Raw genomic sequence first — 22,859 nt, forward strand, 5'->3', positions numbered from 1 at the left:
GTCTCATCGACGCTTGATCTCTGTGCGGACAATCATCGCGGCCATCGAAGATCGAGGGTACAAGGAAATTCTGGATGAGAGATGTCGTTCGGTTCCACATACGGACCGGCCGTGTGGCCAAAGGGCGTAAATCTGGCCAGCCGTCGGCTTTCCGCTTCATACGCATTGATTGGAAATTGTTCAAAGTTTCTTCCGCCTTGATGTGCGACATAGTAGGTGCATCCTGCGACGGCTCTGCGCGTCCACCGGTCGTAAATATCAAACGTGAGCGGCGCGTCCACGGTGATGTTCGGATGCAAGCTTTTGGAAGGTTGCCAAGCCCGGTACCGGACCCCGCCGACGGCTTCTCCCTGCCGGCCGGTCGGCGTCAACGGCACCCGTTGTCCATTGCAGGCTACCATATACCGTGTGTCGGTCAAACCCGAAAGTTTAATCTGGAGACGTTCTACCGATGAATCGACATAGCGGACAGTTCCGCCCACGGCCCCTTCTTCTCCCATGACATGCCAGGGCTCAAGCGCTTGCCGGACCTCCATCACGAGGCTTTGATAGGAAATGGCCCCATACAATGGAAATCGAAACTCCAGATGAGGAGCGAACCATTCCTCCCGGATGTCATAGCCGGCCTGCTGCATGTCCTGTATGACATCACGAAGATCTTGTTCCAGGAAATGGGGCAACATGAATCGATCATGTAGTTGAGTCCCCCAGCGGACTAACGTGCCGGAGTCTGGGACACGCCAGAATCGAGCGATCAAGGCGAGCAGCAGCACTTGCTGCACTAAACTCATGCGCTCATGCGGCGGCATTTCAAAAGCACGGAATTCCACTAATCCCAACCGGCCGGTCGGCCCGTCTGGGGAATAGAGCTTGTCGATGCAAATTTCCGTTCGATGGGTGTTGCCGGTGACATCAATGAGTAAGTTGCGAAAAATCCGGTCGACGAGCCAGGGCGGTGGCGGCGGATCGGTATGGGGAGTTGGGACCTGGGTAAACCCCAATTGGAGTTCGTAGAGTGAGTCATGCCGGGCTTCATCGATGCGCGGGGCTTGGCTCGTCGGGCCGATAAAGAGTCCCGAAAACACGTAGGAGAGAGAAGGGTGTCGCTGCCAGTAGGCGATGAGGCTTCGCAACAGATCTGGCCGCCGTAAAAATGGGCTGTCTGCCGGGGTTTTCCCACCCACCACCATATGATTCCCGCCGCCTGTCCCGGTATGCCGTCCATCCAACATGAACTTTTCCGTTCCCAGGCGACAGAGCCTGGCTTCTTCATAGATGCCGGTCGTGATGGCGACCATGTCCACCCACGTGGAGGCCGGGTGGATGTTGATTTCCAGCACGCCCGGGTCGGGGGTCACTTTCAGCACGTTGATCCGGGGATCATAGGGAGGCGTATAGCCCTCGAGGTTGATGGGCTGCTTCAGTTCCGCAGCCGTGTCGTGGATGGCTGCCACAAGATCTAGATAATCTTCGACTGATTCGACCGGCGGCATGAAGACCCAGAGGTGCCCGTTTCTGGACTCGACGGCTAAGGCCGCCCGGACCACGCGGGTCGCACCGGAGCCGGCCACTTGTCCATGGAGGCGTTGCGGTTGATCCGTATGTGGGTCTCTTTCGTTTTGACCTCTCACGAACGGCTGACGTTGTGGATCAGGGTCCGGGAGCGGTCCGCGTGGTTCAAGAGGATCCACGGGAATAATGTACGGGTAGTCTTCCGGCGCCACGACGGGGAGAGATGGAAGCGGCAAGCGAAATCCAATAGGAGAATCACCAGGTACCAGGAATAAATGTTGGCTTCGAGTCGACCACGGTTCACTCATCCACCGGCGTTGGCCGTCCCGAGCGTTCCATCTCTGTAAGGGCAGCACATATCCAGCCGGTGTTGTGATGCCTTGTTCGAAGGCTTTCGCCAGCCGCGCTCGCGCCAAGGGGTCTTCAAGGTTATTGGTCGCCGGGTCAAGAGCTTCCGGCAGCTTTCTTTCCTGTCCGATAAAGTGCCAGGGATCTTCATACACTGGATAAATGGTTTCACTGCCCACGGCTATGCGCTGAGCAATGCCTCTGATGAACTGTTGTGCGTCTTGGTGAGAGGCGTTCGTCTCAGGTGTATCTTCTGGAATCACCTGCTGGTTTGGCCAGAGCGGTGCTCCGTCTTCACGCCAGTACATGCTGTACGCCCATCGGGGCAATTGTTCTCCCGGATACCATTTGCCTTGACCAAAATGGAGCAGTGCGTCAGGGGCGAAGCGATCACGGAGCCGTTTGATCAGAGTCATGGCGGTCTGTTGTTTCGTCGGACCGACCGCCTCGGTGTTCCATTCTGGAGAGTCGGGATAGTCGATCGCGATGAACGTCGGCTCGCCGCCGATCGTCACCCGGACATCATGGGCGTGTAATTCTTGATCCACCTGCCGTCCAAATTGGTCAATCGCTCGCCATTGCTCTTCGGTGTATGGTTTGGTCACCCGGGGCGATTCAACGACGCGTGTCAGTGACATTTCATGGGAAAACTCCGTCTGACACTGATCGATGATGCCGCTGATCGGCGCTGCGGTGAACGGGTGCGGCGTACAGGCCAAGGGAATGTGTCCTTCTCCAGCTAGCAACCCAGACGTCGGGTCAAATCCCACCCATCCGGCTCCCGGCAGATAGGCTTCCACCCAGGCATGCAAATCGGTGAAGTCCCGATCGGTTCCTGATGGGCCATCCAGCGACTTTACATCGGCTACGAGTTGAATGAGATATCCCGACACGAAGCGGCTCGCGATACCCAGGTGTCGGAAGATCTGGACGAGCAGCCAGCCGGTATCGCGGCACGATCCACGTCCAAGCCCCAGTGTTTCTTCTGGAGTTTGGACTCCAGGTTCCATGCGGACCACGTATTCGATGTGTTGTTGCAATTGCTTATTCAAATCCACCAGATACGGAATCGTGGGATCATCAGCGGGCGCCTTGTAACTGTGGAGCCATGCCTGTAGGCGAGGCCCTGGTGGTTCGACATCCAGGTACGGAAGAAGGTCTCGCTTCACTAATGGCTCATACACAAAGGGCAGCGTTTCGGCATCGGGTTCAAGGAAGAAGTCAAACGGGTTGTAGATAACCATGTCAGCCACGAGATCCACCTCGACATGAAATTCGCGAACCGGTTCAGGAAAGACGACCCGTGCCAGGTAATTGCCATGGGGGTCTTGCTGCCAATTCAGGAAATAGCCATGCGGCTGGATGTTTAAGGCGTAGCTTAATATGGGGGTGCGGCTGTGAGGGGCCGGTCGCAACCGGATGACGTGCGGCTCCATACGTACGAGGCGGTCATAACGATAATGGGTTTGGTGATTCAGCGCGATATGAAGAGCCATGATGTCAATCCGTCGATCACGCGTACAGAGAAAATCAGCAAATGTGAAACGAAATATTCAGGAACCAAGCCAGGCATCATAGCATCGGGACCAGAAACTTTCCTATATCTCTTACCAATCGCCATCCTTGCAATGAGCGATCTAGGATAGATTGTTCCGCGGTCAGGAGGCTCGTCCAGATTGCCATAGACTTTCAGGAATATGCTACACTGCCTGCCTTGGACGTTCCCCTTGATTCTATCTGTTCGAGCCTTCCCGAAAAGGGTTGAATCGTGAAACCATTATTTGATCATTATCAGATGAAATCCGGGTTTGATGAAATCTTCGAATCCAGTGGCCTTCCACGTCCGCATTACCGTCGGCTGGTCGAGCGATTAGGGAATTTTACCTCCAAGGATTTGGCGTTGAAACGAAAACAGGCCGAGCAAGCCTTCTTGCGGCAAGGCATCACGTTTACCGTCTACGGTGACCCACAACAGACGGAAAAAATCTTTCCGTTCGACCTGCTCCCTCGCATTATTCCCCATACCGAATGGCAGATCATCGAAGAAGGGACTAAGCAACGGGTCAGGGCGTTGAACATGTTCCTCGTCGACCTCTACGGGGAGCAGCGAATCCTGGACGATCAGGTTGTTCCGCGAGAGCTCGTCGAGAGTTCCGAGCATTTTCAAAAGGACCTCGTGGGATTTTGCCCTCCGAAAGGAGTGTTCATCCATGTCTCCGGTATTGATCTGGTGCGAAATCATGAAGGCCAGTATTATGTCTTAGAAGACAATCTTCGTACGCCGTCGGGTATTTCCTACGTATTGGAAAACCGTTTGGTGATGAAACACCTGTTTCCGAATCTGTTTGCCGATATGCACGTTCGTCCCGTGGATCACTATCCTACGCAACTGCTGGAAAATCTCAAAGGCCTGGCTCCGTTGGGTAAAGAAAACCCCACGGTCGTGCTCCTGACGCCCGGGGTGTTTAACTCCGCGTATTTTGAGCATAGTTTTTTATCTCTCCAAATGGGCATTCAAATGGTCGAGGGGCGCGATCTGGTCGTGGAGTCCGACAAAGTGTTCATGAAAACCACTCAAGGGCTTGAACAAATTGACGTGATTTACCGTCGTGTGGATGACGCGTTTCTTGACCCTGAAGTTTTTCGTCAAGATTCAGTGCTTGGTGTTCCTGGTCTCGTTCGCGCGTATCGAGCCGGAAATGTGGCATTGGCTAATGGGATTGGTAATGGTATTGCCGACGACAAAGCCGTCTATACATTCGTGCCCAAGATGATCGACTATTATTTGAACGAGAAACCGATCCTCCACAATGTGCCGACATACCGGTGTGGCGTTCCCGAAGATCGGCGGTATGTGTTGGAACATCTCGGCGAATTGGTCGTCAAGGCGGTGGCCGAGTCTGGTGGATACGGCATGCTCATGGGGCCGAGTTCGACGAAGAAGGAACAAACGGAATTCCGGAAAAAGATTCTGGCGAATCCTCGAGGGTATATTGCCCAGCCGGTCGTTACGTTGTCTCATCATCCCTGTCTGATCGATGGAGGGCAAACGCTTCGATTAATGGGCCGGCATGTCGATCTTCGACCATTCGTGCTTTGGGGGGAAGATATCACCCTCTCGTTGGGCGGGTTGACCCGCGTGGCCTTGAAGGAGGGGTCGCTCGTCGTGAACTCGTCACAAGGCGGAGGCAGCAAAGACACCTGGGTGCTCTATGGCGATGAGTGAATCATGCTAAGCCGGACTGCAGAATCCTTTTTCTGGATTGGCCGTTACATCGAACGGGCTGAATATACCGCTCGATTCGTCAATGTGCATTACCATCTGCTCACGGAGATCGCGACTGGTGAAGACCAGGCAGATGTGTGGACCCGTTACTTGGAAGACACGGGCGAACTCTCGGTCTATCAAAAGCTCTATGACGAGGTTCGTACGAAATCCGTCATGGAGTTCGTCACGCTGAATCGCGAGAATCCTGATTCGTTAACCAATCTCGTGGCGGCGGCACGCAACAATGCCCGGGGCATCCAAGATCAGCTGTCGAGCGAGGTCTGGCATTTCATGAACGATTTTTATTTTAGCCTCAAAGGCAAGACGGAGTGGGATCTCTGGGCCGACACCCATGCGTTACTCAATCATGTACGGAATACGTGCTATACCCTGGATGGGGTCATGGGGGGAACGATGGTTCGGGATGAAGGATGGAATTTCTATCGACTGGGAAAGAATATTGAACGAGGCGGCCGGACTGCCCGGCTACTTGATATTCCCGTTTTGAGTGACCCGACGACGGAGCCGAAGCGAATTTCAGAATACCATCAGTGTCTTGCCGCGTTAAAATCCGCCAGTGCGTTTGAAGCCTACCGGAAGTTTTATTCCGCTCAATTAGTGCCGAAGAAAATCGTGCGATTCTTACTGTTCCATAATCGCTTCCCTCGCTCCGTCCGCTTTACCACTACGCAAGCCAGTGAACTGGTCGAACTCCTTGCCGGTCATGCCAGACGCGCAGAAACACGGCAGACGATCCGTCTTGCTGGAGCGCTCGCCGCCGACTTAGAGTTCGGGAGCCTAGAAGAAGTCTATTCGACCGGACTGTCTAAATTTCTAGGGCAGGTGTTGGAGCAGCTCGACGAACTTTCCAATCTCGTCGCTCAAGCGTTTTTCCGAACGCCCGGGTATTCCGAAACCTCCTTGACGCTGGAAACACAATCCAAATCCCAAGTTTCACAGGTTCAGTATCACTAGGTGGATGCGTGCGTGCTGTTTAACCCCGGGGCAATGAGCAAGAGGTGGATAAAGAAACCTATGGCTACAGTTTACTGCGTAAAATTTCCCCACCATTCGAAGTATAACTGTGGAAAAGTTCTTCAATTTCCATAAGACATGAGCGATCCATCTGTAAAAATTCTTCCCTTGACTCCAGGTCTTTCAATCTATTCTTCGCGTCCTGGCAAAGCCTATGGCCGTTTCAGTGATACCGAAACGATACCGCGCTTCCTTGTATGCCTTTGTGCTTCAAGACGTGAGCGGAACATGAATGTTTGTTAGGACATTCTAGCGGGTATCCCCTTCCGCTTGTGAAGTCGTGTCTTACGCTGTGTGCGTTGTCTTGAATCGGGTGGAAGTGATTTGGTTTCGTTATAGCCCTTGTACTCATCCGTAGAGTTCCTTACTCCAAGACGTTCACTCACACACACTCTCTCTCAAGCCGTCGTTTCCCATGTAGCGTTTCCGGCCACCGAGATTTCTGGCCAGCATATTGTATAGCCAATGATGGTTGTGTCAGGTGAGCGTTTTTGGGAAACGAGCATCGTGTGAATTCACTCAGTCAAAATTTTGAATCAGAGCTTGGCGTCGAACGGTCAAGGTATTCACGGAAAAACCGTGAAATTTGAAGGTATTGATTTATGGTATAATTCTCTGTGAGCTCTTTTGGGTAGACTTATTATGTTCATATAACTATGCAGAATTTGTTGATGTAGTTATTGTTTTCGTAAGCCTTCATGTTGGGCTGTGATAACGTGTGGTGATAATTCTAAAATTCTTCCATGGTTTTTCAAGGTTGGCCCTGAATTTGCGAGTCCTGCATATAGGACGCAGTTTTTTATTTTTATAGTACGAGTTCCTACTCAAGCAATCTCATTCAATTGCAAGAGTGGGGTGCCTATAAGCGTGCCAAAATTTCATGGTTGGTATTTTTTGTCCTCATAACTGATAAAGGAACATTTGCTATGAATCGTGATATAGGCATTAGCGTTGAAACTGATCGTCGGTCCTTTTACCGAAAGTTGCTTGAAGTGTCGAACATCCTGAATTCACAGCGCAACTCTGATAGTTTTTGGCACGCTATTACGAGCAACATCAAAGATGTCATTCCATGGGAGCGGGCGGGGATTACACTTTATGACCCTGATATCGATGCCTTTCGGTTTTACGCGGTGGAAACCAGTATGCCGATCGTGAAGCTTCACTGTGATGAGATCATTCCGAGAGTAGGCAGTGCAATCGGCTGGGTGTATGAGCATCGAATGATTCACGTCAGGCCCCATTTGCAGGCCGAACGCGTTTTTTTGGAGGACGACTTATATTATCAGGAAGGCTTGGGGCGCATGATTAATATTCCATTAATCGTGAGTAATATGTGTATAGGTTCGCTGAACATTGGTAGTGTGCAAACCGGTGATCCGGACGTTGAAGATCTGGAATTTCTCGCACAGGTGGCGACGCAGATTGCCTTCGCCATCGACCATGTAAAAGCGTACGAGGAAATTAGCCAGCTTCGTGAGCAGCTGGCACGAGAAAACGCCTACTTACTGGAGGAAATCAAGGGGCGGCACAATTTTGGTGCGATGGTGGGAAAGAGCGAGAAGTTCAAGAAAACGCTGGAGCTTGCACAGGCCGTGGCGACCACATCAACGAGTGTTCTGATTATGGGAGAGACGGGGACAGGAAAAGAAATGCTAGCCCGCTTCATTCACGAAAATAGTCTCCGACACCACAAGCCCTTCGTTCGGGTCAATTGCGCCTCTATTCCAGCCGGATTGGTTGAGAGCGAATTATTCGGTCACGAACGTGGTGCTTTCACTGGGGCTGATCACACTCGCCAGGGAAAGTTTGAATTGGCTCATGGGGGGACGTTGTTCTTGGATGAAATCGGGGAAATGCCGATCGATGCACAAGCCAAGCTTTTGCTTGTCCTGCAAGACGGCATGGTTGATCGCATCGGGAGCGCCAAGCCGTTAACGGTGGACGTTCGCATTATCGCCGCCACGAATAGTGATCTGTCGGAGGCTATCGCCCAAGGCCGGTTCCGTTCTGACTTGTATTATCGACTGCATGTATTTCCCATTACCACGCCTCCTCTCCGAGAGCGGCCACAGGACATTCCGATTCTTGCCCAGCATTTCATGGAAGAATATTGTCAGCAATTCAAGCGGAAGTGTCGAAGTATCGAGCCTGAGACGTTAGAGCGGTTGACTCAATACACCTGGCCCGGGAATATTCGTGAGTTCAAGAATATTATCGAGCGGGCGATGATTCTCTCGGACTCGCCAGTGTTGCGTATCGATGAGTCCTTGGTCAACGTCTCTCAGTCTAGTGCCTGTGATCCATTGCCGACAAACCTGAAAGAATTGGAGCGGGTGCGAATTCAAGAGGCATTAGAGCGAAGTGAGTGGCGGATAGAAGGTCGCTTTGGAGCCGCCAAGCAATTAGGGTTGAATCCCGGAACTCTCCGCAGTCGTTTGAAAAAACTGGGTATTTCTCGTCCCAAAGAAACGCTTTGTACGGAGTCTGTGCTCGGCCAGCATGCTGACCAATCTCAGTAGCGGAGTCGGCTCGTTGACCGATGGGTTGAGCTTCTCTCGCTTTCAGTAGCCAGTGCAAAGTTGCGCCGAGTTATGGCGTCGCTGAGTCTGGGTTACGCCTTATCGAACCTCACCTGTTCCCAATCCGGAAGGTAATTATTCCGTTGGTTATCATTCCTCCTTTCGCCCTCTTTCCGCAAGATTCATTGAAGGCCGAAGGTGGTTGCCTGAGGCCTCCTATCTGCTGTTGATGAATCATCTGTAACGCTGTTCCTTCTTTTGTCGGCATATTCTCTCCGCGCAAGAACCCTTGAAATGGCCTTGATGGTCTTGGAAATTTCAGAAATTTTCAAGGTTTTATCTATCGGCATGAACTGAAATCTTTTCACGTCACGCCAAGAAATTCATTAACTTTCAATAGCTTATTTCTAGTTGTTCGTTCCTGCTTTGTTGGGCATCTGGATTGCTATTAGTGTTTATTGCTGTCCGTTTTTGGATGTCTACGTTTGCGACCTGGTGTATTGAATAAATCGGTTTTTCATGCCGGTAGCGGCGGTAAGAAAGGAGGGGAAAGAGGAAAGGTTCTGTAGTCCTGTTATCCGTCTCTCGGATTTATTTTTTAATCCCTTACTCAATGTGACTTGTGAAAGGAGTTGTGTATGAACTTTTTGTCACGGCGACAGTTTTTGAAAGTATCAGCGGGGACCGTAGCCGCTGTAGCTTTAGCGGACAAGGCCTTGGCCTTAACGGCGTTGCAGCCGGTGGTTGAAGTCGGCAACCCCCTGGGCTCGTACCCGGACCGGTCGTGGGAGCGGGTGTATCACGACCAGTATCGGTATGACTCCTCGTTCACATGGTGCTGCTCGCCCAACGATACGCATGCGTGTCGGATTCGGGCTTTTGTCCGGAACGGGATTGTCATGCGGGTGGAACAAAATTATGACCATCAAACGTACGAAGATTTGTACGGCAACCGTGGGACGTTCGCGCACAATCCCCGGATGTGTTTGAAGGGCTACACGATGCATCGGCGGGTGTATGGACCGTATCGGTTGAAGGGTCCCTTGATGCGCCGGGGGTGGAAAGCCTGGATGGATGCCGGGAGTCCTGAATTCAGCGAGGATGTCAGGGCGAAATATAAATTCACGGCACGATATTTGGACGACATGGTTCGTGTGTCTTGGGATACCGCGTTCACGTATGTGGCGAAAGCCATGGTTATCATCGCGAATCGGTATAGCGGTGAATCCGGAGCGCGACGTTTGCGCGAGCAGGGATACGCGCCTGAGCAAATTGAAATGATGAAAGGATCAGGGGTCCGTTGCATGAAGTTTCGCGCCGGTATGCCGGTCTTGGGCATTATCGGGAAAATGGGGGTCACACGGCTGAACGGAGGTTGCGGAGCTCTGCTCGATACCTATATCCGGAAAGTCAAGCCGCATCAGGCTCAAGGCGGACGATATTGGAACAACTATACCTGGCACGGAGATCAAGATCCTTCTCAGCCCTGGTGGAATGGGACGCAGAACTCGGATGAAGACTTGAATGATATGCGTTTCTGTAAGTTCAACACGAGCTGGGGAAAAAACTTCGTAGAAAATAAAATGCCCGAGGCTCACTGGAAACTTGAAAGTATTGAGCGTGGTGGTCGAATTGCGGTGATCACCCCGGAATATAACCCCACGGCCTACCGGGCCGACTATTGGATTCCTATCCGTCCTGAATCCGATGGATCATTCTTTTTGGGGGCCTGTAAAATTCTGTTAGACGAGAATATGTATGATAACGATTTCTGTAAAACGAGCACTGACATGCCGTTACTCGTTCGTACAGACACTCTTCAATATTTAGACCCTCGGGATGTGATTAAAGATTATCAACTTCCTGATTTTTCCAATAGCTACTCTGGAAAAGTTCAGACATTACAGCCTCATGATATCGCTCGATTGGGTGGATTGATGGTATGGGATCTTGAAAAAGGGCAAGCTGTTCCTATCCATCGGGAACTCGTCGGGTGGCATTTTAAGAGAAGCGGAATTGATCCGGCTCTCATGGGAACGTATCGGGTGAAACTGCTGAACGGGCGGGAAGTGGACGTGATGCCGATCTTCCAGTTGTATCAAGCCCACTTGCAGGATTACGACCTCGATACAGTTCATCAGATTTGTCGTTCTCCAAAAGACCTGATCGTGCGATGGGGGCGTGATATCGGGACGATTAAACCCGCGGCGATTCACAATGGAGAAGGGGTTTGTCACTATTTCCATATGACTCAAAATGGACGCGCCGCTGCGTTGAGTTTGATCTTGACGGGAAATATCGGGAAATTCGGCTCTGGTTGCCATACCTGGTCCGGAAACTACAAGGCAGGAGTTTGGGCGGCCACTCCATGGTCAGGAGCCGGATTGTCCGTACATACCGGAGAAGACCCCTTTCACATCACCACAGATCCCAATGCGCATGGGAAAGAGATCATCACCAAGTCGTACTACTATGGTGAAGAACCAGGCTATTGGAATCACGGAGATACGGCGTTGATCGTGAACACGCCCAAGTATGGGCGGCGGGTGTTTACGGGGAAGACGCACATGCCGACTCCGAGCAAACTTCGTTGGGTTGTCAACGTGAACATCTTGAACAACTCGAAGCACCACTATGACATGGTGAAGAACGTGGATTCCCACATCGAAACCATCATGAACCAGGATGTGGAGATGACTTCGGACGTCAATCACGCGGATGTGTCGTTTGCCGTCAATACTTGGATGGAGTTTACCTACCCAGAGATGACTGCCTGTGTATCGAATCCGTGGGTGCAAGTCTGGAAAGGTGGCATTCGTCCTTTATATGACACACGGAATGACCTGGATACGGTGGCCGGAGTGGCCGCGAAACTCGCGGAGATGACCGGTGACGAGCGGTTCCGGGATTACTTCAAGTTTGTCTATGAAAATCGAGTGGATGTGTACACGCAGCGATTAATCGACGCTGGGACCACGACCTATGGGTATAGTGTCGATGCGATGTTGAAGTCGGAGAAGGGCTGGATGGTGATGTGCCGGACCTATCCGCGCGTTCCCTTTTGGGAAGAGACCAACGAGTCGAAGCCGCAGTGGACGAGAAGCGGACGTCTCGAAACATATCGAGTGGAACCGGAGGCCATCGAGTATGGCGAAAACTTTATCGTCCACCGAGAAGGGACGGAAGCGACGCCGTACTTGCCGAATTCAATCATGTCCTCGAATCCCTATATTCGACCGGATGACTACGGGATCCCGATCACGGCGCAGCACCATGATGATAAGACGGTGCGGAATATCAAGTTGCCGTGGCAGGAGATCAAGCGGTACTCGAATCCGTTATGGGAGAAAGGGTATCAGTTCTATTGTGTGACGCCGAAGACGCGGCATCGGGTGCACAGTCAGTGGTCGGTCAACGACTGGGTGCAGATGTATGAGTCGAACTTCGGTGATGCCTACCGGATGGATAAACGGACACCGGGCGTCGGGGAGCATCAGTTGCACATCAACCCAGCAGCGGCGAAAGATCGGGGGATCAATGACGGGGACTATGTCTACGTCGATGGGAACCCGGTGGATCGGCCGTACCGGGGCTGGAAGCCCAGTGACCCGTACTACAAGGTGGCGCGGTTGATGATTCGGGCGAAGTATAACCCGGCGTATCCGTACCATGTGACGATGGCGAAGCATGCGCCCTATGTGTCGACGGCGAAGTCGGTGAAGGGGCATGAGACGCGGCCGGATGGGCGGGCGATTGCGATGGATACGGGGTATCAGTCGAACTTCCGGTATGGGGCGCAACAGTCCTTTACGCGGAGTTGGTTGATGCCGATGCATCAGACAGATTCCTTGCCTGGTAAGAGTGCCAATAAGTGGAAGTTTAAATGGGGATTCGAAATCGATCACCATGCAGTGAACACGACACCCAAGGAATGTTTGATTCGTATCACCAAAGCCGAGGATGGAGGAATCGGCGGTCGCGGTCCATGGGAGCCAGTCCGTTCCGGGTTTACGCCGGGGCAGGAAAATGAGTTCATGATCAAATGGCTCAAAGGCGACCATATTAAGATCAAGGTGTAAGGACCCCAAAGGGGCCAGGGCCAATGTTTTTTCAATGCCGTCTGGGAAAGAACATGACACCCCTTCCTCCCTGGCCCCTTCCTTACCATCAAGACGGTGATTGATGAATAGGTTTAGGGTTGAGTAAACCTGTATTTGAACCAGTAAAAAAGCTCGAGTCTCGGATAACTTTAATTTCGAGAGAGTATAATCATTGGTTAAACCGTATGTGTTTGTTGTTGACGATGAGGAGGTGATTCGGCGAGGCATTGTGCATCGTCTGACTCGTCACCATTTTCATGTGAAGGATTTTGACTCAGGAGAAGCCGTATTAAGTTTTTCGAAATTGTTGGATCGGACCCCGGACGTGGTGGTGTTGGATTACAACATGCCGGGTCTCAATGGGCTGGAAACCTTAAAGGAGTTAAGGACAATGATGCCGGCGGTCACCGCCGTCATCTTGACGGCCTATCGGGGAGCGGTCGATGAAGATATGGCGAAGAAATTAGGGGTGTTCGAGATATTCACGAAAAGCGTGGAGCTCGAAGGCCTGGTCCCTCTCGTGAATGGTGCGATGGCCATACATAAGTTGCGTGGTCAAAAAGTCACATTTCCTACACATGACAGGCAGGTCATGGGTGAAGCCGGTCGCCACGACGAGTGATGGATGTTGTGATGGTTGCCGGTGAGCGACAGAAGACATTTTTGAGATTATTTTAACTAGCTGAACGGAGGGAACTATGCCAGAGGTTTATAATTGGCACCTAGGACGGAAGATGCTGTATCCGTATGAGGAGCGGCATCCGAAATGGCAATTTGCCTTTGTGTTTAATATTAATCGGTGTTTAGCCTGTCAAACGTGTTCGATGGCGGATAAGTCGACATGGTTGTTCTCGAAGGGGCAGGAGTACATGTGGTGGAACAACGTGGAGACGAAGCCGTATGGGGGGTATCCGCAGTTCTACGACGTGAAGATCACGCAGTTGATCGAGCAGGTGAACCCCGGGGGGCAGGTGTGGAACGTGCGGGTGGGGCGGAAGCACCATGCGCCGTACGGGGTGTTCGAAGGGATGACGATCTTTGACGCGGGCGCCAAGATTGGGCAAGCGGCGATCGGGTATATTCCGACGGACCAGGAATGGCGGTTTGTGAACATCTATGAAGACACGGCGACGTCGATGCGAGCGATCGTGGAAGGCGTGGATAAGACGGGGTTTACGAAGGAAGAGCCGTGGAAGATGACGGGAAGCAGTTTGCCGGAGCATGAGACGTACTTCTTCTACCTGCAACGGATCTGTAACCACTGTACGTACCCGGGGTGTTTGGCGGCGTGTCCGCGCAAGGCGATCTACAAGCGGCCGGAAGACGGGATCGTGTTGATCGACCAGAACCGGTGCCGGGGGTATAAGAAGTGTGTGGAGCAGTGCCCGTTTAAGAAGCCGATGTACCGGGGGACGACGCGGGTGACGGAGAAGTGTATTGCGTGTTATCCGCGGGTGGAGGGCAAAGACCCGTTGACCGGTGGCGAGCCGATGGAGACGCGGTGTATGGCGGCCTGTGTGGGGAAGATCCGGTTACAGAGCCTGGTGAAAGTAGGGGAAGATGGGCTGTGGGCGGAAGACCGGTGGAATCCGTTGTACTATGCCATTCGGGTGGAACAGGTGGCGTTGCCGCTGTACCCGCAATGGGGGACGGAGCCGAACGGGTACTATATCCCGCCCCGACAGGCGCCGCGAGGGTATACGCGGCAGATGTTTGGGCCAGGGGTGGATAATGCGATCGAGAAGTACCTGGTGCCGAGTCGGGAGTTGTTGGCGGTGCTGCAGTTGTGGCGGGCGAGCCAGCAGATCCTGTTCCGCTATGATGTGATTCCGGGTCCGAAAGTGTTTGAAACCATGATTCACGGGAAGAAGTTTGAGATGTACAATGACACCGTGTTGGGGTTCAACAAGTCGGGCAAGGAAGCGGTGCGGCAGCAGGTGGAGGAGCCGATCTACATCCGGCCGGCCGAACGGGTCAACTGGTTGTAGGAGCGCAGTCTGGGCCACGAGGGGCCAGAGCGGTAGCGACACGGCCGAGGGGGGCAACCCTCTCGGCCGTGCGTCGTTGAAAAAGATTTATCGGCGCTCTTAGGTTCTTTGCACGAGGAGGATCGTATGAATTGCGTACGGTGTCAGGGGCTAGATGATACCGCAATAGTTACTGGATTCTCATGATGAATGGAACGAAGGCTGGGCGATCGTATTGTATTGTCTCAATTGCGGGGAAATGCTGGACTAGCTGGTGTTAAATAATCGAAAAAATACATGTAACAATCCGACCTACTAATCGGACATACTTTAGAGCTGAGCAATGTATCTCGCAATCTTGGCTCATGGATACCGTTCTCACTCAGATGAGTCTTCATGCCGTGAAAGCCCTGATGCCTCGGTATATGTTCATGAATAATCATTCCTCTTTTTTCATCCCTCATATTGGTGTTCACGACAGAGTAATTGAATATCTTTTCGGCTCAAGGGTTCCTTGGTCAACCCGCAAACGTACCGATCATTCTGCAGTTCGTTGAATCGACAGGTATGACATGCTGCGAAGGATTTGCGGTTATTCTGGCGCTGTAGATTTCGTAGGGTGGCCAGGAGCATTTCCTGAAGATCGAACCTTCCTGCCTCACTGGTGACGCCTAACGCCGATGTCAGGCCTTTGGCTTGAAGGGACTGTTCGACGAGTGTTCGGCCCCATGCCGTCGGTGACAGGTGCACGACCCGCTTGTCTTCCCGGTCTTGATGTTTGTGCAGCAATTGTCTTTTTTCTAAGACCTTGAGCGATTGGGATACCGTTCCTTTCGTGAGTCCAAGGTATTCTCCGACCGCCTGCGGAGTGTCCGAATAACGATTGCAGTGTGCCAGGTATGTCAAGGCCTCAAGTTGTACGGGTTGTAGGCCGTGTTTCAGGCCGAAGGCTCGCATCTCCATCCGTAAAAGGTTACACAATCGTTCTAAAATCGCGGAAACTTCTTTTGCTCTCATGCTTTAATTGTATCGTCTCGATACAAGTTTGACAAATGTTGGCGCGTCTGGTAGTTTTTGGTATCGAGTCAATACTAAATGCTTTAACCTTCATCAAAGGAGAATCGCGATGACCAAAGCCACGTTTTATCATGCAGGATGTCCAGTCTGCGTCGAGGCTGAAGAAATGGTAGCTCATGCCATTGACCGCAGTCAGTACGATCTCGAAGTTGTTCATTTTGCACAGAGCCCTGATCGGATTCCCGAAGCCGAAAGTCTTGGAGTAAGGTCAGTACCGGCCCTGGTGTTGGATACACAGGTTTTTCATATCAATTTTGGCGCGTCCATGGTCGATGTGAAAAAGGTTTCCTGAGATATCGGGTTGTGCGTTGAAACGGCGTCCGATGTTCTTCGTTGAATATTCATCAAATCCAGGAAGAGAGCCCAGGTCTTGACCTGATGTTGTATCCTGTAATGGAGGACGCAATACGATGACCGCATTGAGAATCTATATGAAGAGAGGCGCCATCGCCGGCTTCTTGAGCTTGGCTGTTGCCTGTTCAAGTGTCGAAACTCCCAGTACCAGCACAACGGTTTCGTTGTATGACCGCCTTGGACAAAAACCTGCCATCACGGTTGTTGTGGACGAGTTTGTCGGAAATGTCGCCAAAGACAACCGAATCAATAGCCGATTTGCCACGACGGACATTTCACGACTAAAGGGCCATCTCGTGGATCAAGTATGTATGGCAACTGGAGGACCCTGTGACTACACAGGGAGAGATATGGTGATGACTCACCAGGGCATGCGCATCAGCAACGCGGATTTTAACGCCTTAGTGGAAGATCTCGTGCTTGCACTCAATACTTTGCAGGTCCCACGAGCGGAGCAAAAGGAATTGTTGGATCTTCTGGGTTCTATGAAACCAGATATCGTCGAGCTTCCATAGAGAGGCTTTTGTTGATCCTTTGTACGAGAAGATGTTCGGCGAGCCCTTCATGATGCGGGCCGCTGAAGGTCATGAGGTGTTATTGGACAGACTGATTCACGGTTCTTTGACGTTTTTGGCAAAGCATGGCAACTTGTTTCTGCCCATTGCATGTCGAGCGTGTGGCGCGGGTACTCATTTCTGTTGAGATATCTTGCTTGGATTGGCTCCTTATAGGAACGCTCCTATAAGGAGCCTTGTCTTTTTTTATTCAGAAATTTCGGCATGATCTTCGCTAAGAATGCTTTGATATGCAGAATGTGGATTTATATTTTTTTATCATGAACAAGGAGTCGATGATGTCCAATGAAACACTAACCGTGATCGGTAAGATCGTTTCCGCATGGCGGTACCCCGTAAAGTCGATGATGGGTTCAGAACTCTCCACCGTGAAGGTGACGGAGCGAGGGGTGAGCGGTGATCGTGCTTACGCTATCCTCGACCGTTCAGAAGGGAAAATCGCGACAGCAAAAAATCCGAAAAAATGGCCCACGCTTTTCGCCTTTTCCGCGAACCTATCAGAGTCGGCAGGGCAGTCGGGAACGAAGCCACAGGTTCAGATGACCTTGCCTGATGGAACGGTTTTGAGTAGTGAATCTGACGATATTGATGCCAGGCTGTCGAAGGCTCTGGATCGTCAAGTGATGCTCGTGAAAGCCGAAAATGGCCGGATAGAAGGTGTGCAATCACCCCTTCCTTCCTCATGGTCCGCCGTATCCGAAGAATATTGGTCGGATGTGGAAGGTCCGGGTCAGCAGCATACCGTCACGGATTTTAGGCTTCCCACGGGTACGTTTTTTGATGCAGCCATGGTGCATATGCTCACGACTGCGACGCTCGAACAGCTTCAAAACGGTTATTCTGACGGACTATTTGCTCTGCAACGTTTCCGTCCCAATCTTGTCGTGGAGACCAAGGAAGAGAGAGCGGGATTTGTCGAAAATTCCTGGATCGGACAAACGCTTCATATTGGCCATGCCGTGCGATTACGGGTGACTGGCCCATGTCCGCGCTGTGTCATGACGACCCTGGCTCAGGGAGATCTTCCCAAAGATCCCGACATCTTGCGCACGGCGCTCAGACTCAACCAAGGCAATGTTGGTGTCTATGCCACCGTCCTGCAGGAGGGCGTGATTCAGGCAGGTGATGAAGTCAGACTTGCTGTCTGATGAAAATTTTTCCTGTACGCTGCCCTGTCGTGATTCCGGCCTGCCTCTATTGACGCTGGGGCTAGAGCGCTGAGCGCGAGATTCTGTGCAGCCATCCCTGAATTCTGCTGCTTTGCTCTCGTCATGGTGAGGGTGTTGCCGAGTAGATGGGATGACGGTTGCCAGGAATAGTTTGGGGTGGTTGGGCGGCTTTTTCTCGTGTAGAATGGGTTGGGTCGGGTATTTTGATCCATTGCTCGGAGGTCGTGATACACAGGTATTCTAATTGCTTAAGGTTTAATGTCGAGACGCGGTGCCAATGTCCCTGACGATCCCGAATTTTCACTTGTCGAGCAAGAAGTTCTTGGAGGAGCGATTGCTGAAGATTCATCACTTGTTGCCTCCGTGGTTGGGTCATCAGCGCTAGCGAATCCAAGTAGGCCTTAGCGGGTGGGAGCAATCCATTGTGCATAATCTCACATCTCGAATGTGCGGAAGTTCTTTGAAGCGGTCATAGCCATAAATAAACGGGAGAGGGCCAGGGTGAAGGCCAAGGAGGTTGCAAGTCCTAATGCCTTCACCCTGGAAAATCCAAGGTCAGGAGGAAGAGCCCACCTTGGATGTCACAAACAGTACCTAGATGCCTTGTCCCGTCAGGTCATACGATCAATACCCACGCGATGCTCCCGTCACGTGGGCGCTCCCACCTTGGATGTCATGAACAACAGAGCCGGTGCGTTGACTAGGACTATGTTGGAATGGCCCATAGAAAAGAAGCCCTCTGGGAAGAGCGTGAATATTAATGCGAATGTCCTCGTTTTTCGAAATACTCGTCATAGCGATGGACATAGTCCTTGGCGTCGCCAAGCGGCAGGTGACAGCCCCGACATGCGGTATAATCCACGTCTAACCGGTCTCCATTGGGTTTGAATGCAGAGAATATCCAATCTCCATTTTTTAGCCCATCAGGAGCATGCATGCCCCATCCCTGGCCTTTCTGCATGACAAAGATTTTGGCCAGACCATCTTTCATCAAATTCCCCTGCGTATCCTTCTCGAATTCGCCATTGGCGCCTTTCTTGGCGTTGAAGATTGCCATGACCAGGATTGAACCATTCGCGAAGGGTTCTCCATGGTGGGCCTCGGCGCCGGTGGTATTGATGTACAGATCGCGCACGGCATCTGGCTTTTGAATGCCTTTCAAAAAGATTGGGAAGGACGTATAGTTCGTTGGAAAGGTCAGTTCTCCATCCTGAGGCATCCCTTCTGATTGTACCGCTGGTGTCATCGACATTGAGGTGCATCCAATGAATACCAACATCATGCTCATTGCAACAAACTTTCGCATACCCTAAGACCTCCTTTTATTTCGTAATAAAAATGCAAGAGTGCAGGTGGCATCCGTAACGATGTCCGTCCTCAGCACACTCAACGTTCGGTTCACCATACTGCGTATCTTTATTGGCTGTCTACTTACGTATACATACATATGCAACGGTTTTGGACATATCATCGGCTCCGTCATCAGGGATAGGCCGTTGGAACGTAAAAATTCAATGGATTCATCGCGTGATAACTGACATTCGAATGTACGCCTGCCTCGGGATTGACATAGCCCCCGACATATCCCGTCTCATGTCGAATGACGAATTCCTGGGGACTCAGATGATTGTTATGTTGACGCACAAGTCTCTGGTACAGAAGTTTTCCGGCTTCAATGCGGAGGATTTTGTCGTCGGTCTCATATGCGATCTTCGTCGGATAAGGGCGGCACGCATCAACGGCGGCATTGAGAATCCGGTGGATGTGCAGGAACGTGTTGAGCGCGAGTTGGGCGAGGCGCTGCTGTTCACGTGGTTGCTGCTTAATGAAGTCGGGACGTGACAGTCCCTTGGGGGCAGAGTCTTGAAAAATAATTCCATGTCGTGAGTCGAAGGCGATGGCTCCGTTCGCGATGCGACCGTTGGTGAGATCGGCCATGCTCAAGTAATGGACATAGTCCTTGTGTCTTGCATCTTCTGAGTTGCGGGGAACGTATTGTCCCGGGACTCTTTTCAATACTAAATCCCGATGTCGTGCGACTTGAATATGGATCGAGGCACGCTCCCCTTTCCCTTTGCACATCATCGGACTGAACGGCTTGGCGGCCAGACGGAGCGGAAGCACATGGTCAGCGTGCACGGCGGCGGGTAGCCCGTTGATGACCAGGAGGCCCACCGCGATGACGAGGATGGCCTGTCTGCAGGTTGAACGTAGTTTGCCAGAGGTGAACGGCATAATGATGCTCCTCTTTTGTGACGCAAATAACCAGGAAATCGTGGAGCGAAGGCGAAGAAGTCTTCGCCTCGCATCCATCATGTCTGGACATGACAGAAAGGATGATCGGGACTTTGTTTGGAGTTACGAGAAGAGAGCAGAGGGAGGACTGCGGGAATTGACTGTTCGATCGATAGTATGAGGTATTTGATGGCTCAGGGCGCTGACGAGTGGCGAAACCTGGTCGGCACATTGGGCAATGTAGAATTGTGGAGATTGAATGGTCGAGCCAGCCTTGCAGGCCCAGTCGCACCAGGATTGTGTATGGGTTTGGTGAGAGTGGTGATCACTCAAGCCATGGTAGGCGATGGAGCTTGTCAGAACGGTACTGACCAGAAAAAAACATAGAGAAACCGTCAACGCCAGGAAACATGACGCTTTGTGTATTCTTCGATTCTGTCGGAAAAAGCTCATGATAATCTGCGTTCGGACTGCCCGTGCTTATTACATCGTTTTTTGTAAGCTTAGCGGAGATTGGCGTTGTGGTCTACTGACGCCTGCCAAACGATGCAACAGATAATGCTTTGGGAGAGGTTGCCAAAGGAACGTAGAAATGATTCAGGGTGAAGGCCAAGGAGGTTGCCAGTCCCAATGCCTCCACCCTGGTATGTCTAAGGCCATATGACTAGTCGACTTCTGATGTCACGAACGGCGGCGTCGATGCCTTGTCCTGACAGGTCACATGATCAAGACCCATGCGACGGACCTGACGCGTTGACTAGTCCCACTTTGGATGTCACGATTCGTTCAAGTGTTTTGGTCAACGCCCGTCCATTGACGGGCGATCGAGCTTAGAGAGCTTGCGAGGGTCGCTATCTAACGTGAACCTGCGAATGCAGGTTCCCAGTGCTCTTTACGGTTGTCTTGAACCAGTGTATTCACCGACGCTCGAAAAATTCGAAGGCTGCCTTTGCCGATCTTTGTCGCTTCCAGCCGTCCTTCATCGACCCACCGATAAATTGTCCAGCGGCTGACGTTAAGGGCTTGCGCGGCTTCGCCAACCCGTAAGAGTTGTTTGTCCATATTCTCGAATCTCCTCTCCGAAAATCATAAGGAAGGAATGTTGGCTGCATCACATTGCTTGGATTTCTTGAAGATCAACAGGCCTTCAAGTTCCACGAGACGCTAGACCCACCGACTCTTCAAAGAAAAAGATCAGGAGCCAGTCATACAACCGTCATGTGACACGTGACTACAAAGAAAAGATCGTTTGAGGCGGTCCACGAGACCGGATAGAACGGACGGGCTGATGAAAGGAAGTCAGAGTCGCATACGAGACCTGAGCGATAACGAGTAGATCGGGTTTGATTTCTGAGCCGTCAACAATTTGCCCAGTGGATGTCTGAAAACCCACTTGGCAGGCCCATACGCAGAGCGTCTGATGACTGGCGTCGTGTTGAGTTTGGTGCGGGCTTTCGTGAGAAGAGCCCGGAGGGGCGAACATGCAAAACGATGCAGCCCCGATGAGAAAGAGATATAGGGATGAAAGAAGCAGACCTCCAATCCCTAGGAACCGAATATGTGAAGAACGTTTTATCACGACAACATGTTACTCGTCTGGAGTGTTTTCGGGCTTCGTGGCGATCGCCATGTTGGGAATGCCACTCAACCGGACCCTGTCCATGACCTTGACGACCACTCCATGATCCACGTGCTCATCGGCGTTGATGACCACTGACGGGTCCGAATCTTTTGGGCGTGCCTGTTGGAGCTGGTCGCCTAGCTGGTCAAGCGTAATCGCTTTTTTATTGAAAAACAAGTCCCCCTGATCCGTGATCGTTAACGAGATCTGTTCTTTGACATTGTCGGTCGTCGAACCGGCTTCTGGCAGGTTGACCGGCATGCCACGTTGCATCGTCATGGAGAGCGTCGCAATCATGAAAAAGACGAGAAGAAAAAACATCGTATCGATCATAGGAATGATTTCGATTCGAGCTTTCTTTTTGGCCGCCGCTGGAAATTTCATCGTGAGAGCCGATTGCCAGAACTATCGCCGCCTGTTCATGGGGCTTGATGCTGAATTGGTGCTTGGTGTTCGACCGACGCATATGTCGATTGATGATGAGGGTGACGTACCTGCGCGGCGAGAGCGGATTCGAGCTGCGTCGCATATTGTTCGATACGTTCGGTCATTTGTTCAACTTTCGCATGAAAATAGTTGTAGGGAATTAAGGTCGTGACGGCCACGAATATGCCCGCCGCCGTACAGATCAAGGCCTCTGCAATCCCTCCGGTCACGGCATGAGGCTGGCCTAATCCGGACTCAGCCATGATCCCGAATGAATCGATCATCCCGACGATTGTCCCCAGTAATCCTAAGAGGGGGCCAAGGGTAATGATCGTATCCAGGACCGATAGGCCTCGTTTCAAACGGGCCAGCTCAGCCAGTCCTGCGGCTTCCATGGCTTTGTCAGGAAGCTCTTCCCGGTTCATGATGCCGGCTGCGAGGACACGCAGAAGCGGTTGAGCGTGCTGGTCCGCAAGGGCAAGCGCATCCGTAAACTTACCTTTTTCGGACAAGGCCACCATTTGGCTGGCTTCCTGAGTTTTTCCCGTACCTCGAAATTGCAACAACCGTTCAAACACGATAGTCATCCCGATGACAGAGCACGCAAGGATCGGGAGCATCATCCAGCCACCTGCCATTAGCATTTGCAT

The 22,859-nt window shown here is 51.8% G+C and carries 18 protein-coding genes; 10 read left to right on the forward strand and 8 right to left on the reverse strand.

From position 1 onward, the window contains the following. Positions 1–32 precede the first annotated feature (32 nt). Positions 33–3,356, reverse strand: a complete 3,324-nt coding sequence (locus MRJ96_10305; protein MDR4501830.1) for a transglutaminase family protein — start codon at positions 3,354–3,356, stop codon at positions 33–35. Between the two features lie 272 nt (positions 3,357–3,628). Here MRJ96_10305 and MRJ96_10310 point away from each other — a divergent pair, with 272 nt between their 5' ends. The 6 genes from MRJ96_10310 (at position 3,629) to MRJ96_10335 (ending at position 14,773) form a co-directional block, all read left to right on the forward strand. Then, positions 3,629–5,086: a circularly permuted type 2 ATP-grasp protein gene (locus MRJ96_10310; protein MDR4501831.1), complete on the forward strand. Its 1,458-nt coding sequence runs from the start codon at positions 3,629–3,631 to the stop codon at positions 5,084–5,086. A 3-nt stretch (positions 5,087–5,089) separates the two neighbouring features. Beyond that, positions 5,090–6,103: an alpha-E domain-containing protein gene (locus MRJ96_10315; protein MDR4501832.1), complete on the forward strand. Its 1,014-nt coding sequence runs from the start codon at positions 5,090–5,092 to the stop codon at positions 6,101–6,103. 986 nt (positions 6,104–7,089) lie between these two features. Next, positions 7,090–8,685, forward strand: a complete 1,596-nt coding sequence (locus MRJ96_10320) for a sigma 54-interacting transcriptional regulator (protein MDR4501833.1) — start codon at positions 7,090–7,092, stop codon at positions 8,683–8,685. A gap of 638 nt (positions 8,686–9,323) precedes the next feature. After that, entirely contained in the window at positions 9,324–12,764 is a 3,441-nt protein-coding gene (locus MRJ96_10325) for a molybdopterin-dependent oxidoreductase (GenBank protein MDR4501834.1), read from the forward strand. A 193-nt stretch (positions 12,765–12,957) separates the two neighbouring features. After that, on the forward strand, positions 12,958–13,407 hold the full coding sequence (locus MRJ96_10330; GenBank protein ID MDR4501835.1) for a response regulator: 450 nt from the start codon (positions 12,958–12,960) through the stop codon (positions 13,405–13,407). A 76-nt stretch (positions 13,408–13,483) separates the two neighbouring features. After that, positions 13,484–14,773 (forward strand): nitrate oxidoreductase subunit beta, encoded by a 1,290-nt coding sequence (locus tag MRJ96_10335; GenBank protein MDR4501836.1) that lies wholly within the window; start codon positions 13,484–13,486, stop codon positions 14,771–14,773. Positions 14,774–15,205: 432 nt separating this feature from the next. Here MRJ96_10335 and MRJ96_10340 read toward each other — a convergent pair whose 3' ends face one another. Then, on the reverse strand, positions 15,206–15,769 hold the full coding sequence (locus MRJ96_10340) for a MarR family winged helix-turn-helix transcriptional regulator (GenBank protein MDR4501837.1): 564 nt from the start codon (positions 15,767–15,769) through the stop codon (positions 15,206–15,208). Between the two features lie 109 nt (positions 15,770–15,878). On the opposite strand from MRJ96_10340, the gene MRJ96_10345 reads away from it, so the two are divergent. The 3 genes from MRJ96_10345 (at position 15,879) to MRJ96_10355 (ending at position 17,906) form a co-directional block, all read left to right on the forward strand. Continuing rightward, positions 15,879–16,121, forward strand: coding sequence for a thioredoxin family protein (locus MRJ96_10345; protein MDR4501838.1), 243 nt, complete (start codon positions 15,879–15,881; stop codon positions 16,119–16,121). A 118-nt stretch (positions 16,122–16,239) separates the two neighbouring features. Continuing rightward, positions 16,240–16,698, forward strand: a complete 459-nt coding sequence (locus tag MRJ96_10350; GenBank protein MDR4501839.1) for a group 1 truncated hemoglobin — start codon at positions 16,240–16,242, stop codon at positions 16,696–16,698. Between the two features lie 335 nt (positions 16,699–17,033). Then, positions 17,034–17,906: an MOSC domain-containing protein gene (locus MRJ96_10355; GenBank protein MDR4501840.1), complete on the forward strand. Its 873-nt coding sequence runs from the start codon at positions 17,034–17,036 to the stop codon at positions 17,904–17,906. Positions 17,907–18,027: 121 nt separating this feature from the next. Here MRJ96_10355 and MRJ96_10360 read toward each other — a convergent pair whose 3' ends face one another. The 3 genes from MRJ96_10360 to MRJ96_10370 form a co-directional block, all read right to left on the reverse strand. Beyond that, positions 18,028–18,357, reverse strand: coding sequence for a hypothetical protein (locus MRJ96_10360; GenBank protein ID MDR4501841.1), 330 nt, complete (start codon positions 18,355–18,357; stop codon positions 18,028–18,030). 327 nt (positions 18,358–18,684) lie between these two features. Continuing rightward, positions 18,685–19,179 (reverse strand): cytochrome P460 family protein, encoded by a 495-nt coding sequence (locus tag MRJ96_10365; protein ID MDR4501842.1) that lies wholly within the window; start codon positions 19,177–19,179, stop codon positions 18,685–18,687. A gap of 230 nt (positions 19,180–19,409) precedes the next feature. Further along, positions 19,410–20,162 carry a hypothetical protein gene (locus tag MRJ96_10370; protein ID MDR4501843.1) on the reverse strand — a complete coding sequence of 251 codons (753 nt, stop codon included), beginning with the start codon at positions 20,160–20,162 and terminating at the stop codon, positions 19,410–19,412. A gap of 189 nt (positions 20,163–20,351) precedes the next feature. Here MRJ96_10370 and MRJ96_10375 point away from each other — a divergent pair, with 189 nt between their 5' ends. Beyond that, positions 20,352–20,549 (forward strand): hypothetical protein, encoded by a 198-nt coding sequence (locus MRJ96_10375; protein ID MDR4501844.1) that lies wholly within the window; start codon positions 20,352–20,354, stop codon positions 20,547–20,549. A gap of 468 nt (positions 20,550–21,017) precedes the next feature. On the opposite strand, the gene MRJ96_10380 is transcribed toward MRJ96_10375, so the two are convergent. The 3 genes from MRJ96_10380 to MRJ96_10390 form a co-directional block, all read right to left on the reverse strand. Beyond that, positions 21,018–21,224, reverse strand: coding sequence for a helix-turn-helix domain-containing protein (locus MRJ96_10380; GenBank protein MDR4501845.1), 207 nt, complete (start codon positions 21,222–21,224; stop codon positions 21,018–21,020). Between the two features lie 526 nt (positions 21,225–21,750). Beyond that, positions 21,751–22,167, reverse strand: a complete 417-nt coding sequence (locus MRJ96_10385) for a biopolymer transporter ExbD (GenBank protein MDR4501846.1) — start codon at positions 22,165–22,167, stop codon at positions 21,751–21,753. Between the two features lie 35 nt (positions 22,168–22,202). Further along, positions 22,203–22,832, reverse strand: a complete 630-nt coding sequence (locus MRJ96_10390) for a MotA/TolQ/ExbB proton channel family protein (GenBank protein ID MDR4501847.1) — start codon at positions 22,830–22,832, stop codon at positions 22,203–22,205. Between the last annotated feature and the right edge of the window lie 27 nt (positions 22,833–22,859).

The organism is Nitrospirales bacterium, from assembly GCA_031315865.1.
GTDB lineage: Bacteria > Nitrospirota > Nitrospiria > Nitrospirales > UBA8639 > JAGQKC01.

Excerpts from the sequence above, each read along its gene's own strand:
- MRJ96_10305 (MDR4501830.1), bottom strand. The coding sequence starts at position 3,356 with ATGGCTCTTCATATCGCGCTGAATCACCAAACCCATTATCGTTATGAC.
- MRJ96_10315 (MDR4501832.1), top strand. The coding sequence starts at position 5,090 with ATGCTAAGCCGGACTGCAGAATCCTTTTTCTGGATTGGCCGTTACATC.
- MRJ96_10320 (MDR4501833.1), top strand. The coding sequence starts at position 7,090 with ATGAATCGTGATATAGGCATTAGCGTTGAAACTGATCGTCGGTCCTTT.
- MRJ96_10325 (MDR4501834.1), top strand. The coding sequence starts at position 9,324 with ATGAACTTTTTGTCACGGCGACAGTTTTTGAAAGTATCAGCGGGGACC.
- MRJ96_10335 (MDR4501836.1), top strand. The coding sequence starts at position 13,484 with ATGCCAGAGGTTTATAATTGGCACCTAGGACGGAAGATGCTGTATCCG.
- MRJ96_10340 (MDR4501837.1), bottom strand. The coding sequence starts at position 15,769 with ATGAGAGCAAAAGAAGTTTCCGCGATTTTAGAACGATTGTGTAACCTT.
- MRJ96_10345 (MDR4501838.1), top strand. The coding sequence starts at position 15,879 with ATGACCAAAGCCACGTTTTATCATGCAGGATGTCCAGTCTGCGTCGAG.
- MRJ96_10350 (MDR4501839.1), top strand. The coding sequence starts at position 16,240 with ATGACCGCATTGAGAATCTATATGAAGAGAGGCGCCATCGCCGGCTTC.
- MRJ96_10355 (MDR4501840.1), top strand. The coding sequence starts at position 17,034 with ATGATGTCCAATGAAACACTAACCGTGATCGGTAAGATCGTTTCCGCA.
- MRJ96_10360 (MDR4501841.1), bottom strand. The coding sequence starts at position 18,357 with ATGCACAATGGATTGCTCCCACCCGCTAAGGCCTACTTGGATTCGCTA.
- MRJ96_10365 (MDR4501842.1), bottom strand. The coding sequence starts at position 19,179 with ATGTCGATGACACCAGCGGTACAATCAGAAGGGATGCCTCAGGATGGA.
- MRJ96_10370 (MDR4501843.1), bottom strand. The coding sequence starts at position 20,162 with ATGCCGTTCACCTCTGGCAAACTACGTTCAACCTGCAGACAGGCCATC.
- MRJ96_10375 (MDR4501844.1), top strand. The coding sequence starts at position 20,352 with ATGGCTCAGGGCGCTGACGAGTGGCGAAACCTGGTCGGCACATTGGGC.
- MRJ96_10380 (MDR4501845.1), bottom strand. The coding sequence starts at position 21,224 with ATGGACAAACAACTCTTACGGGTTGGCGAAGCCGCGCAAGCCCTTAAC.
- MRJ96_10385 (MDR4501846.1), bottom strand. The coding sequence starts at position 22,167 with ATGAAATTTCCAGCGGCGGCCAAAAAGAAAGCTCGAATCGAAATCATT.
- MRJ96_10390 (MDR4501847.1), bottom strand. The coding sequence starts at position 22,832 with ATGATGCTCCCGATCCTTGCGTGCTCTGTCATCGGGATGACTATCGTG.